Below are 12578 nucleotides of genomic sequence, written 5' to 3'. Positions count from 1 at the left end.
GGATGCTGCGGCGATTCCGGTTGCTGCGACGACGGTTCCTGCACTGACCAGGACTGCTGCTAATCACAGCCCCCTCCCCCAACCAGGTAGCAGCAAGTGTCGTTATGAGCCCCCAAAACGACATCTGCTGCTACCTGGTTGGGCCGCCCAAGAGTAAACCTACGGATGAAACAGAGGACACCATGGATGCAGCACAGAATCTTGCAGCACAAGCTCTTCCCGTTGCCGTGATCGGCGCCGGTCCCGTGGGGCTGGCCGCGGCGGCCCACCTGCTGGAGCGCGGCCTCGAGCCGCTCATCTTCGAGGCAGGCACGACGGCGGGAGCGGCCATTGAGCAATGGCGGCACATCCGGCTGTTCTCCCCTTGGCGGTTCAACCTTGACGCCGCCACGGTGCGCCTCCTGGAGTCCGCCGGGTGGGAAGCCCCCCGGCCCACCGCGCTGCCCTACGGCGGGGAACTCGTGGACAACTACCTTGCGCCGCTGGCTGCGCTGCCCGCCATAGCCTCCCGGCTGCAGACCGGCGCCCGGGTCACCGCCGTGACCCGGGCGGGGCTGGACAAGACCCACACCCGCAACCGGGACACCACGCCCTTTACTGTCCGGGCAGAGCACGCGGACGGGGAAACCCGGGACCATACCGTTGCCGCCGTCATCGACGCATCCGGCACCTGGTCCCGCCGCAACCCCCTGGGCACCTCGGGCCTTCCCGCCATCGGCGAGGACACCGCCGCGGAGCGGATCTCCGCGCCGCTGCCGGACGTTACCGGCCGCGACCGGGCAGCCTTCGCAGGCCGCCGCGTCCTGGTTGTCGGTGCCGGCCACTCCGCCGCCAACACGCTGACCGGCCTCGCAGACCTCGCCAAGGACGAGCCCGACACCCGGATCCTTTGGGCCGTCCGCGGCGCCTCGGCTGCCAAAGTCTACGGCGGAGGGGACCTGGACGGGCTGCCCGCCCGGGGACAGCTCGGCGGCCGTGTCCGCCGCCTGGTGGAGGCGGGAAAAATCGAGCTCCACACCGGCTTTGGCATCAGCTCACTGAAGGCCCTCGATTCCCATGTCACAGTCGAAGCCGCCGATGGCCGCACCCTTGATGCCGACGTTGTGGTCCCCTGCACCGGGTTCCGTCCCGACCTTGACATCCTGCGCGAGCTCCGGCTGGAGCTCGATCCCGCCGTCGAAGCTCCCCGTGAGCTCGGCCCGCTGATCGACCCGGAGTTCCACTCCTGCGGCACCGTCCCTCCGCACGGCGCCAGGCTCCTTGCCCACCCGGACAAGGACTTCTATATCGTGGGCATGAAGTCCTACGGCCGGGCACCCACGTTCCTCCTGGCCACTGGCTATGAGCAGGTCCGCTCGGTGGTGGCCGCCCTGGCCGGGGACCGCGAGGCGGCTGACACCGTCCAGCTGGAACTGCCCGAGACCGGCGTCTGCTCCACGGACGCCGGCACCAGCTGCGACGTCCCGGCCGCATCCGCCGCCCAGTCCGATGCCGGCTGCTGTGCATCCCCCGAGCCCGTCCTGGTGGGCTTTCCCACGGGGCTTTCCCACGGCCGCTCCGGCAGCAACTAGATCCAGACCCTGAACACCGACCTCCGGAGCAACACCATGTCCAACCCCAGCCACCAGCCACCCGCGTCCAAGAAGCCGGCCGTCCTTTTTGTCTGCAGCAAGAACGGCGGCAAATCCCAGCTAGCCGCCGGCCTGATGAACCAGCTGGCCAACGGGAACGTCACCGTGTACTCGGCCGGCACCAAACCCGGGAAGTCCCTGAACCCCCAGGCCGTGGAGTCGCTTACCGAACTGGGCATCGACATCAGCAGCGAACACCCCAAGCCGGTCACGGAGGACGTCCTGGACGTTGTGGATGCGGTGATCGTGCTGGGAACGGAAGCGAAGCTCGAGCCCCGCGAGGGAACGCGCTTTGAGGTGTGGGAGACCGACGAGCCCTCCGAGCGCGGCATTGAGGGCATGGAGCGCATGCGCCTGGTGCGGGACGACATCAGGTCCCGTGTCCGGGACCTTTATGAGGATCTTTCCCGCGGTTAGCCGCCGCCTACCCCATCGCAGGAGCGGTGGAGGTGCGGCCGGCAAACTGCCGGCGCGCCCAGCGGGCCAACTTCTTGCCCTTGCCCTTCCACCAGTTGTCCTCGTCCTTGTCGTGGTGGAGGCGGAAGATGATGGCCACCAGCACGAACATGCCCATGACCACATCGATCCAGGACCACAGCACCAGGGCGATGAGCACCGTCAGGCCGTTCACCACGATGGACGGAATGGCCAGGGTGCGGAACACCGTGCTGGCCAGGTAGCGCCGGTGGGACCTCGGGACGGACAGTGCCCGCACCATGTCGAAGCAGACGCACACCACCACCACCGTTTGTCCGAGTGCCAGCAGCATCTGGCCGGGAAGCGAGCCGCTGAACGCTGCCACCGACTCCATCCCCGGGCTCATCGGTGAACCCCAACGGCAGGGCGGCTAAAAGCGAAACCACACATGGAAAAACCCCCAGAAACTTTGGAACCACTGCTGCTGATCCAGCAATGGTTCCATTGAAGTTTCCGGGGGCTCCGGGGGTCACGAGTAGTGGGTACTCTATTTCCTGCCCGTACCCGTGGCGTTGTACTTACCTGCCGATGGCGCGAGGCCGCCACAGGACCACAGCCTGCGACCGCGGGCGAGGACGCTGGCCGCGTGCCAGGCTCACGACGTCGCCCGCAGCGCCCGCAGCGAAGATCCGGGCATCCAGCGGCTGCCGGCGCCGGCCGAGTTCCTCGGTCAGTTCCGCAACCCTGCTCTGCAGCGCGGCCACCTGGTTCTCCAGTTCCAGGATCCGCTTGATCCCCTCCAGCGAGACGCCTTCCTGGGACAACCGCTGCACCTCACGGAGCATGTTGATGTCCCGCTGGGAGTAGCGGCGGGACTTGCCGGGGGCACGGCTGGGCGAGACGATGCCCAGGCGGTCGTACTGCCGGAGCGTCTGGGGGTGCATGTCCGCGAGTTCAGCCGCGACCGAAATCACGAAGATAGGCTGGTCAGCACTGACGTCCACAGCACACCTCCCCTGCTACAACCGGGCCTTGGCGGCCAGGCCCTCACGGACATCGGCTCCGGCCGTGGCCTCGGCAAATGCTTTGACCGCGGCTTCGGCTTCCTTGTTCAGGTTCTTGGGGACGGCGACGTCGATGGTCACCAGCAGGTCGCCGGTTCCCTTGGACGTCTTCACGCCTTTGCCTTTGACCCTCAGGGTGCGGCCCGACGGCGTACCGGCAGGAACACGGACCCGCACCTTTTCGCCGTCGATGGTGGGCACCTCGATGTCTGCTCCCAAAGCAGCTTCGGGGAAGGTGACGGGGACGTGGATCCGGAGGTTGTCGCCGTCGCGCGTGTAGAACGCATGCGGCTGGACAGCGACGGACACCACCAGGTCCCCGTAGCCGGCGGCGCCAGGCTGGCCCTTCCCCCGCACGCGGACCTTCTGGCCGTCCTTGATGCCGGCGGGCACCCGGACGTCAATCACTTCGCCGCTGGGCTCCCGAAGGCCGATGGTGGTGCCGCGGATGGCACCGGCGAAGGAAATACTCGTCGAAGCTGTACGGTCCGCACCCTTCTGCGGGGTCCGCTGGAATCCGCTCTGGCCGAAGCCGCCGCCGAAGAGGTCGGCGAACTCCGGCGGGATGCCGCCGGCGGAGGGGTTGAATCCGCCCGCATGCCGCCCGGTGTTGCCCGTGAACAGGCCGCCGAACATGTCCTCGAAGCCGGCGCTGCCCGCCCCGGCTCCGCCAGGTGCGAACCGGGCACCGCCGCCCATGGCCCGGATGGCGTCATACTGCTGGCGCTCATCGGGGTCCGAGAGCACGGAGTAGGCCTCGGAGATGTCCTTGAACTTCTTCTCCGAGGCAGCGTTCCCCGCATTGGTATCCGGGTGGTGCTGCCGCGCGAGCTTCCGGTACGCCTTCTTGATGTCGGCGTCGGAAGCGTCCTTGGCGATACCAAGGATCGCGTAAAAGTCCTTGTCCACCCAATCCTGGCTAGCCAATGGCGTTTCCTTTCAAGAATTTGTGCCGAGATGACAGTTCGCGCCAATGTTCTGTCGAATCACTGCCGCGAACTGTCATCTCGATGGGAGTAATGCTAAGCCGGAACCGCCACGATGACCTGCGCTGCGCGGAGGACCCGGTCGCCTGACTTGTAGCCGGAGCGGAGCACCTGGCTGACGGTGTCAACCTCGATGTCCTCGCCGGGCTGCTGGATCAGGGCCTCGTGGATCGTGGGATCGAACTCCACGCCGGTCTGGTCGATGCGGACCAAACCGTAGGTCTTCAGCGCGTTCTCCAGCTTGGTGGCGATCGCGGCGAACGGTCCGTCGGTGAGGTCGCCGTGCTGGCGTGCCGCGTCCACGTCGTCCAGGACCGGCAGCAGGGAGTTCAGGACGCCGATGACGGCCATCTCCCCTGCCACGGCGCGGTCCCGTTCAACGCGCTTGCGGTAGTTGACGTACTCGGCCTGCAGCCGGAGGAGGTCGTTCCGCAGCTCGGCGGCCTCGGCGTTGGCCGAGCCCGTTGCGGCAGCACCCTGCGCCACGGATTCCTCCGCCGGCACCTCCACGCCGTTGAGGATTTCCTCAGCCTGGGCCAGGGCGTCGCCGTCGGAATCCTGCCCAGCGGAAGCCGAACTTGCGCCGTGGGCGCCTTCGTGGTGGCCGCCCTCAGGGTGCCGGGCCTGCCCGGTCACCGGGTCAACCTTGCGGTTGTCCCGGATGACCGGCTCGCGGCTGTCGCCCTGCTGGCCCGCGCGATCGTGGTCGGTGGAAGCGTTGTGCTCTTCCTCGTTACCGTGATGGGGCATGGCTACTTCTTCGCTTCGTCTTCGTCGATGATCTCGGCGTCAACGATGTCCTCATCGCCAGCCTTGTCACCGGCAGCGGAACCCGCTGCGCCTTCAGCACCTGCAGCGCCGGTGGCGCCGTCGGGTGAGCCGGCCTGGGAGTAGATGGCCTCGCCCAGCTTGCCCTGGGAAGCCTGCAGCTTCTCGAAGGCTGCCTTCACCGCGGCGTCATCGGTGCCTTCGAGTGCCTTCTTAAGGTCGTCGACGTCGGCCTGGACCTCGGTCTTGACCTCTTCAGGCAGCTTGTCGGCGTTGTCCGCGATCAGCTTGTCCACGGAGTATGCGAGCTGCTCGGCGGTGTTGCGGGTGTCGGTTGCCTCGCGGCGGGCCTTGTCCTCGGCTGCGTGCTCCTCGGCATCCTTGACCATGCGGTCGATGTCTTCCTTGGAGAGGCTGGAGCCGCCGGTGATGGTCATGGACTGTTCCTTGCCGGTGCCCTTGTCCTTCGCGGAGACGTGGACGATGCCGTTGGCGTCGATGTCGAAGGTGACCTCAACCTGCGGGACGCCGCGCGGAGCCGGAGCAATACCGGTCAGCTCGAACGTGCCCAGCGGCTTGTTGTCGCGGGTGAACTCGCGCTCGCCCTGGAAGACCTGGATGGCCACGGAGGGCTGGTTGTCGTCCGCCGTGGTGAAGGTCTCGGACCGCTTGGTGGGGATGGCGGTGTTGCGCTCGATCAGGTGCGTCATCACGCCACCCTTGGTTTCGATGCCGAGGGACAGCGGGGTGACGTCGATCAGCAGGACGTCCTTGCGCTCACCCTTCAGCACACCGGCCTGCAGGGCGGCACCAACGGCCACAACCTCATCCGGGTTCACGCCCTTGTTGGGCTCCTTGCCGCCGGCCAGTTCCTTGACCAGTTCGGAGACGGCGGGCATACGGGTGGAACCGCCGACGAGCACGATGTGGTCGATGTCGGAGAGCTTGATGCCGGCTTCCTTGATGACGTCGTGGAACGGCTTCTTGGTGCGCTCCAGCAGGTCCTTGGTGAGGTCCTGGAACTTGGCGCGGGTCAGCTGCTCGTCCAGGTGGACCGGGCCGTCGGGGGTGACGGACAGGTACTGGAGGGAGACGTTGGTGCTGGAGGAGGAGGAGAGTTCCTTCTTGGCCTGCTCAGCTGCCTCGCGGAGGCGCTGCAGGGCGATCTTGTCCTTGGAGAGATCGATGCCCTTCACCTTGAGCTGGTTGAGCAGGTAGTCAACGACGCGCTGGTCCCAGTCGTCGCCGCCCAGGCGGTTGTCACCGGCGGTGGCGCGGACCTGGATGGTGGAGAAGTTGTCTTCGTCCTTGCCGACTTCCAGCAGCGAGACGTCGAAGGTGCCGCCACCGAGGTCGAAGACCAGGATGAGTTCGTCTTCCTTGCCCTTGTCCAGGCCGTAGGCCAGGGCTGCTGCGGTGGGCTCGTTGACGATGCGCAGGACGTTCAGGCCTGCGATCTCGCCGGCTTCCTTGGTTGCCTGGCGCTCGGCGTCGTTGAAGTACGCCGGAACGGTGATCACAGCGTCGGTGACCTTTTCACCCAGGTAGGACTCGGCGTCGTTCTTCAGCTTCATGAGGATACGCGCGGAGATTTCCTGCGGGGTGTACTTCTTCTCGTCAATGTTGACGGTCCAGTCCGTGCCCATGTGGCGCTTGACCGAGGCGATGGTGCGGTCGATGTTGTTGACGGCCTGGCGCTTGGCGATTTCGCCCACCAGGACTTCGCCGGACTTGGAGAATGCAACGACGGACGGCGTGGTGCGGCCACCCTCGGCGTTGGCAATAACGGTGGGCTCGCCACCTTCGAGAACGGAGACGACGGAGTTGGTGGTTCCGAGGTCGATACCTACTGCACGTGACATGTGTTGCTTCCTTCTTTCCTTGGAAACTGGTTGGCGCCCGCTATTGAGCGTTCTGCACTCAACTTTACTCAGCACGCTATTGATGTCAATCCGAAGTTGAGCGAAGTACGCTCAACTTCGGACGTGAACCACTTCCAGCGTCCGCCCGGATGCCAGCACTGGCGCGGGTGAGCACGCTTAAACGCGGACGACGGCGGCTCTCCGTTTTCGCTGTTGGAGAACCTGCCGCCGTACTGCCTTGTGTTGAGGTGCTACCGCTCGCTGTCGCGCCGGCTGTGGAGGGGATCCCGCTCGTCCCGGACTGCATCGGCTTCGCGGGCTGCGCCGGATGTACCGGCTTCGCCGTAGTCCCCGTCCGGGTATTCGCCGTCCTCAAGGTTCCCGGCCGGCTCTCCCACGGCCCCGGCATCGCCGTAGTCGCCGTCCACGTACTGGCCGCCCTCACCTTCCAGTCCGGGGGCGGTGCTTCCCTTGCGGGGCTGCTCGGCCGGGGATTCCTGGTTCTCGGTCATGGTGCATCTCTCCTTTGAGTTCCGCGTCCATGCGGGCGCATGTGCAGCAGTCTATCCAGCAGTCGTTTTGGCCAACAGGGTTTGATCCCGGTCCGGCCGTTCCACCACCTCCTGCCGCCCCAGCTTGCTGGGCCACCAGATGCGGGGGCCGATGTCGTACGCCAGGGCAGGCACCAGCAGGGACCTCACCAGCACGGTGTCCAGCAGCACACCGAAGGCCACAATGAACGCCAGTTGCACCAGGAACATAATGGGGATGACGCCCAGGGCGGCGAAGGTGGCGGCCAGGACCACGCCGGCGGAGGTGATCACGCCGCCGGTGACGCCCAGGCCGCGAAGGATGCCGGGCCGGGTGCCGTGCTTCAGCGATTCCTCGCGGACCCGGCTCATCAGGAAGATGTTGTAGTCCACCCCGAGTGCCACCAGGAACACGAAGCCGAACAACGGAACGGTGGCATCAGCGCCGGGGAAGCCCAGGATGTTGTTGAACACGAACGCCGAAACCCCCATGGCTGCCGCGTAGGACAGCACCACGGAGAGCACCAGCAGCACCGGCGCCAGGACGGAGCGGAGCAGCAGCATCAGGATGAAGAGGATGACCACCAGGACCACGGGGATGATGATCACCAGGTCACGCTGGGCAGTGGTGTTGGTATCCAGCGCCGTCGCGGTCACGCCGCCCACCAGGGCGTCCGGGTCCACGGCCTTCACGTCCTCTCGCAGGGCCTTGACCGCTTCCTCGGCTTCCAGGGAGTCCGCGGCAGAGTTCAGGGTGGCGTTGATGAGCACCCTGCCGTCGCGGACGTCAGGGGCGCTGGGAGCGCCGGGGGCTCCGGTGATGGGCACGGAACCCTGGGCAAGCAGGTAAGCCTCGCCCACGCCGTCGGCCGCTTTCACGGTGTCCAGCACCTCCTGCGCCTTGCCTTGGTCCGCAACCACGACGGCGGGGCTGCCGCTGCCGGCGTCGAAGTGGCGGGCCAGGGCGTCCTGGCCGTCGACGGCGTTGGAGGCTGTGAGGATCACGTCGGTTTGCGGGACGCCGTTGGCCTTGAGCTGCAGGACGCCTGCGGACGCCACCAGCAACAGGAGGACCGAGGCGATCCAGACTGCACGCGGACGCCGGGAGACCAGGGATCCGGTGGCGCGCCACAGGCCCTTCTGCCCCTCCAGCCCGGTCACCAGTTCGGGCTCGCGCTCGTCCTCCGGGACCAGCTTGGGGCGGAACGGCCAGAAGGCCGCCCGGCCCAGAAGCGCCATCAGTGCCGGAAGCAGCGTGAGCGCCGCGAACAGGGAGCAGAGAATTCCGGCAGCAGCCACGGGGCCCAGGGCCTTGTTGGAGTTCAGGTCGGAGAAAAGCAGGCACAGCAGGGCAATGATCACGGTGGCGCCGGAGGCCAGGATCGGCTCGAACGATGCCTTCCACGCGGTCAGGACGGCTGCGGTGCGGTTGGTGGTGTGGGTCAGGGCCTCGCGGAACCGCGCCACATAGAGCAGGGCGTAGTCCGTTGCGGCACCAATCACCAGGATGGACAGGATTCCCTGGCTTTGGCCGTTCAGTTGGATCCACCCGGCCTTTGCCATGCCGAAGACCAGCAGGATGGCCGCGCACAACGCAAAGACGGACGTCAGGAGCACCATGATGGGCAGCAGGAGGGAGCGGTAAACAATCAGGAGGATCACAAATACTGCGGCGAGGGCCACCAGGAGGAGGATTCCGTCAATGCCGGCGAAGGCGGCCGTGAGGTCCGCGGCGAGTCCGGCAGGCCCGGTCACAAAGGTCTGCATTCCTTCCGGGGCGGCCTCGGCAACGGTGTCCCTCAGCTCCTGGACAGCCTCTTTGACCTCAGCGGACGAGTCGATCGGCGCGATGAACTGGACCGCCTTGCCATCCTCGGAGGGGATCGGTCCGATGACCGCACTGCCAAGCTGCAGCCCCTCCAGCTCTGCCTTCAGGCCCGCCACTTCACCCAGCTGCGCGGGAGTGAAGGCTTCACTGCTCTCGATCACGATGACGCCGGGCACTTCGTCTGAATCCCGGAACTTCGCCTGCCAGTCCTGCGCGGCCGTAGCCTCGGCGCTGGCGGGCAGGAAGGAAGCCTGGTCATTGGATGAGACTTCTTCGAGACGGCCGAAAGTGGGGCCTCCGACGCCGGCGAGCGCCAGCCACGTCAGGACCAGGATGACGGGGACCAGCCAGCGTAGCCAGAACGGCACGCGTTCCGTTCTTTCGGATTTGTGTTTCATGACGCCTTCCGGACGACGGGCGGGAGTAACATTGTTTCCATATTAGAGTATCTCCACCATGGAGATAAGCGTCTGGCTAGCTTTTTCTGGATTTCCCGGATACTGGGGCGCGTGGGCCGCTCAAGTAATATCCGTCAGTACGCACCGCGCAAATTGCACTGCAGGCGGCCAAGCATCAGGAGGACCAGGAGGTGGACATGGCAGACGGCACCGACCCGGCACCGCAGGGAGGACCTCCTGAGCCTGCCGGCGGACCCCATCCCCTGGTGCGCCTCCTGCAGGAGTTCACGCTGGAGGCCAACCGCTATGTGGACACGGCAGGCGGCCGCAAGGACATGCACCGGACAGACCTCAACGCCCTGGCCGTGATTATGCGCCACACCGCCAAGGGAAATGTGGTTACCCCCGGGCTCCTGCGGAAGGAACTGCACCTCAGCTCCCCCGCTACTACTGCCCTGATCGACCGGCTGGACCATTCGGGGCACGTGACCCGTGAGCGGCACGGCTCGGACCGCCGGCAGGTCCAGCTCAGGATGACGCCCAAGGCTTTCCAGGAGGGGGGCGCAATTTTCGCTCCGCTGGCCCGCCAGATGGGCAGTGCCATGGCCGGATTCTCGGCCGAGGAGCTGGATACCGTCAGCCGGTTCATGACTGCCATGGTGGAGGCCACGGTTGCTGCGCGTGAAGAGTCCTCCGCCACCCAACCGGGCAACCCTGCCTGACCCGCTTGGCCCAACCGGCCCGTGCCCAACGCCCCCACCTCGCCCGGCAATCCCCACCACCCAACTCAGTAGCAGCAAGTGTCGTTTTGAGCCCTCAAAACGACACTTGCTGCTACCCAGTTGGGGGTAGCGTTTGGTTATGAGTGCGCAGCAGCCTGAAGACGACGTTTACACGCACGGCCACCATGAATCCGTGGTCCGCGCCCATGCCGCCAGGACCGCCGAGAATTCGGCAGCGTTCGTCCTGCCGCACCTCACACCGGGGGCCGGCGTGCTCGACGTCGGCTGCGGACCGGGCACCATCACATGCGACTTCGCCGCCCTGGTGGCGCCGGGAAAGGTGACGGGGCTGGACCGGTCCCCGGACATCATCGCGCAGGCAAAGGCGCTCGCCATGGAGCGCGAGGTTCCCAACGTGGAGTTCGTGGCCGGCAACATCTATGACCTGGACTTTGAGGATGAGACGTTCGACGTCGTCCACGCCCACCAGGTGCTCCAGCACCTCACGGATCCCGTGGAGGCGCTGCGGGAGATGCGGCGGGTGGCCAAGCCCGGCGGCATCGTCGCCGTGCGCGACGCCGATTTCCACGGCATGAGCTGGTACCCCGCCATTCCGGAACTGGACGAGTGGATGGAGCTCTACCAGCACATCGCCCGTCGGAACGGGGCGGAACCGGACGCCGGCCGGCGGCTGGTGAGCTGGGCGCAGGCGGCTGGGTTTACCGACGTGGCGCCCTCCAGCAGCAACTGGCTCTACGCCACCAGCCAGCAGCGCCGGTGGCAGGCGCGCGTATGGGGCGAACGCGTGCTTCATTCCGCGTTCGCGGAGCAGGCGCTGGAGTATGGCTTCGCCAACCCTGCGGACCTTGCCCGGATCTCGGCCGGGTGGCACCGCTGGGGGTCCACCGACGACGGGTGGTTCCTGATCCCCAACGGAGAGGTCATCGCCCGGGCCTGACCTTATGGCGCTTTGAGATGTGGTTTGTCCACCATGGACCACTGGGTGCACTCGCAGTACGGCAGTCGCGGCCCGCCAGCAGGGCAAACAGGTGATTAGGTGGCGCCAACGGCCACTAAACTCGAATGGTGCAATTCTCCCTTTGGCTCGCCCTGGTGGGCGCCGGAACCCTGATCAGCTTCACGCCCGGCGCCGGAGCCATCAACACGATGAGCAACTCCCTGAACGCCGGGTTCCGCCGGTCCATCTGGGGCATCCTGGGACAACAGGCAGCCCTGGTGATCCACGTGGTGATCGTGGCGCTCGGCGTCGGAGTGCTGGTGGCAAGCTCTCCCGTCGCCTTCAACGTCATCCGCTTCGCAGGAGCCGCCTACCTGGTGTACCTGGGCATCAGGCAGTTCCTGAGCAAGCCCGTTCTCGAAGAGCAGCAAACCGCCGCCCTCCGGAATGAACCTGCCTGGTCCATCTTCCGCCGGGGACTGTGGGTTAATCTGCTCAACCCCAAGGCCATCATCTTCTTCCTGGCGTTCATGCCCCAGTTCATCAGGCCCGAACAGCCGCTGCTCCCCCAGTACCTTGTGCTGACTGCCACGATTATTGCCATTGACATCCTGGTGATGTGGTTCTTCTTTGCGGCAGCCGCCCGGTCCTTCCACCGCTTTACGCGCTCCGCCCGTGGGCAGCTGGTCCTCAGCAAGGTTTTTGGCGTGCTCTTCATCGGCGTGGGCATCCTCCTCGCCGTCCTTCACTAGACCCAGCCATCCAGCGTTCGTGACGCGGAAAGAAAGTTTCTTTACAAGCTTGTCAAGCAATGTGAATGACTTCTCTGGCCAATCCGTCCAATAGCGCGCATGCTTAGTTTCATGAACTCAGCGTCGAGCCCATACCGCGTCATCGCCGTCTGCACCGGAAACATCTGCCGGTCCCCCATGGCTGAGCTCATGCTCGCCGCGGCCCTTGAACGCGAAGGCCTGGACGACCTGGTGGCGGTGGACTCCGCAGGAACCACCGGCTACGAGGCCGGACGCCCCATTGACCCCCGGGCCGCCCGCCGGCTCGCCACCACCCAGCTTGGCTCAGAGCAGCACGTGGCACGCGAGTGGGAGCTGGACTGGTTCCATTCAAGGGACCTGATCCTTGCCCTGGACATCGACCACTATGCCTGGCTCAGCCAAGCCGCTCCGGACCAGGAGTCACTGGACAAGATCCGTATGCTCCGCAGCTTCGATCCCGCAACGGCAGGCCTGGACCTGCTGGACCAGGGCATCGAGGACCCCTGGTACGGCGGCCACGCGGACTTCGACGCCGTCTGGCATCAGATCCACGCTGCACTCCCGGGGATCGTGGAGCACATCAAGTCGGCCGTACTCCGGGGCGCGGAACTGCAACGGCAGGCCCGTTAGCCCCCTGCCCG

The 12578-nt window shown here is 66.0% G+C and carries 13 protein-coding genes; 6 read left to right on the top strand and 7 right to left on the bottom strand.

Going from position 1 to position 12578, the window contains the following annotated elements:
• The first annotated feature begins 182 nt into the window (after window positions 1-182).
• A complete protein-coding gene (locus WHH00_RS00490) occupies window positions 183-1571 on the top strand; it encodes an FAD-dependent oxidoreductase (protein WP_406635562.1) in 1389 nt (462 codons plus the stop codon).
• A 36-nt stretch (window positions 1572-1607) separates the two neighbouring features.
• Window positions 1608-2048, top strand: a complete 441-nt coding sequence (locus WHH00_RS00485; protein WP_350004060.1) for a low molecular weight phosphatase family protein — start codon at window positions 1608-1610, stop codon at window positions 2046-2048.
• A gap of 7 nt (window positions 2049-2055) precedes the next feature.
• Here the strand turns inward: WHH00_RS00485 and WHH00_RS00480 are convergent, their stop codons facing one another.
• From WHH00_RS00480 to WHH00_RS00450, 7 genes are all read right to left on the bottom strand, one after another.
• Window positions 2056-2442, bottom strand: coding sequence for a hypothetical protein (locus tag WHH00_RS00480; RefSeq protein ID WP_406638449.1), 387 nt, complete (start codon window positions 2440-2442; stop codon window positions 2056-2058).
• Window positions 2443-2626: 184 nt separating this feature from the next.
• A complete protein-coding gene (locus WHH00_RS00475) occupies window positions 2627-3052 on the bottom strand; it encodes a heat shock protein transcriptional repressor HspR (RefSeq protein ID WP_308192096.1) in 426 nt (141 codons plus the stop codon).
• A 15-nt stretch (window positions 3053-3067) separates the two neighbouring features.
• The gene (locus WHH00_RS00470) at window positions 3068-4039 is read right to left on the bottom strand and encodes a DnaJ C-terminal domain-containing protein (RefSeq protein ID WP_231455296.1); all 972 of its coding nucleotides are present in this window, start codon (window positions 4037-4039) and stop codon (window positions 3068-3070) included.
• A gap of 95 nt (window positions 4040-4134) precedes the next feature.
• Window positions 4135-4848 (bottom strand): nucleotide exchange factor GrpE, encoded by a 714-nt coding sequence (locus WHH00_RS00465; RefSeq protein WP_406635559.1) that lies wholly within the window; start codon window positions 4846-4848, stop codon window positions 4135-4137.
• 2 nt (window positions 4849-4850) lie between these two features.
• A complete protein-coding gene (gene dnaK, locus WHH00_RS00460) occupies window positions 4851-6728 on the bottom strand; it encodes a molecular chaperone DnaK (RefSeq protein ID WP_231455298.1) in 1878 nt (625 codons plus the stop codon).
• 251 nt (window positions 6729-6979) lie between these two features.
• A complete protein-coding gene (locus tag WHH00_RS00455) occupies window positions 6980-7240 on the bottom strand; it encodes a hypothetical protein (RefSeq protein ID WP_406635557.1) in 261 nt (86 codons plus the stop codon).
• 51 nt (window positions 7241-7291) lie between these two features.
• Entirely contained in the window at window positions 7292-9484 is a 2193-nt protein-coding gene (locus WHH00_RS00450) for an MMPL family transporter (protein WP_406635555.1), read from the bottom strand.
• Between the two features lie 197 nt (window positions 9485-9681).
• On the opposite strand from WHH00_RS00450, the gene WHH00_RS00445 reads away from it, so the two are divergent.
• The 4 genes from WHH00_RS00445 (at window position 9682) to WHH00_RS00430 (ending at window position 12567) form a co-directional block, all read left to right on the top strand.
• Window positions 9682-10206 (top strand): MarR family winged helix-turn-helix transcriptional regulator, encoded by a 525-nt coding sequence (locus WHH00_RS00445; RefSeq protein WP_231455301.1) that lies wholly within the window; start codon window positions 9682-9684, stop codon window positions 10204-10206.
• A gap of 139 nt (window positions 10207-10345) precedes the next feature.
• Window positions 10346-11164 carry a methyltransferase domain-containing protein gene (locus WHH00_RS00440; RefSeq protein ID WP_406635553.1) on the top strand — a complete coding sequence of 273 codons (819 nt, stop codon included), beginning with the start codon at window positions 10346-10348 and terminating at the stop codon, window positions 11162-11164.
• A 128-nt stretch (window positions 11165-11292) separates the two neighbouring features.
• Entirely contained in the window at window positions 11293-11916 is a 624-nt protein-coding gene (locus WHH00_RS00435; protein WP_231455174.1) for a LysE family transporter, read from the top strand.
• 111 nt (window positions 11917-12027) lie between these two features.
• Window positions 12028-12567, top strand: a complete 540-nt coding sequence (locus tag WHH00_RS00430) for a low molecular weight protein-tyrosine-phosphatase (protein ID WP_406635551.1) — start codon at window positions 12028-12030, stop codon at window positions 12565-12567.
• The last annotated feature ends 11 nt before the right edge of the window (window positions 12568-12578 follow it).

The organism is Pseudarthrobacter quantipunctorum, from assembly GCF_045291495.1.
In the GTDB taxonomy this organism is placed as follows: Bacteria; Actinomycetota; Actinomycetes; order Actinomycetales; family Micrococcaceae; genus Arthrobacter; species Arthrobacter quantipunctorum.
The sequence above is the reverse complement of the archived record's forward strand: the minus strand, read 5'-3'. Positions and strand labels throughout refer to the sequence as shown.

Bases quoted from the DNA above. Each gene is read 5' to 3' on its own strand.
- WHH00_RS00490 (WP_406635562.1), top strand. From the start codon at position 183: ATGGATGCAGCACAGAATCTTGCAGCACAAGCTCTTCCCGTTGCCGTG.
- WHH00_RS00485 (WP_350004060.1), top strand. From the start codon at position 1,608: ATGTCCAACCCCAGCCACCAGCCACCCGCGTCCAAGAAGCCGGCCGTC.
- WHH00_RS00480 (WP_406638449.1), bottom strand. From the start codon at position 2,442: ATGGAGTCGGTGGCAGCGTTCAGCGGCTCGCTTCCCGGCCAGATGCTG.
- WHH00_RS00465 (WP_406635559.1), bottom strand. From the start codon at position 4,848: ATGCCCCATCACGGTAACGAGGAAGAGCACAACGCTTCCACCGACCAC.
- dnaK (WP_231455298.1), bottom strand. From the start codon at position 6,728: ATGTCACGTGCAGTAGGTATCGACCTCGGAACCACCAACTCCGTCGTC.
- WHH00_RS00455 (WP_406635557.1), bottom strand. From the start codon at position 7,240: ATGACCGAGAACCAGGAATCCCCGGCCGAGCAGCCCCGCAAGGGAAGC.
- WHH00_RS00450 (WP_406635555.1), bottom strand. From the start codon at position 9,484: ATGAAACACAAATCCGAAAGAACGGAACGCGTGCCGTTCTGGCTACGC.
- WHH00_RS00445 (WP_231455301.1), top strand. From the start codon at position 9,682: ATGGCAGACGGCACCGACCCGGCACCGCAGGGAGGACCTCCTGAGCCT.
- WHH00_RS00440 (WP_406635553.1), top strand. From the start codon at position 10,346: ATGAGTGCGCAGCAGCCTGAAGACGACGTTTACACGCACGGCCACCAT.
- WHH00_RS00430 (WP_406635551.1), top strand. From the start codon at position 12,028: ATGAACTCAGCGTCGAGCCCATACCGCGTCATCGCCGTCTGCACCGGA.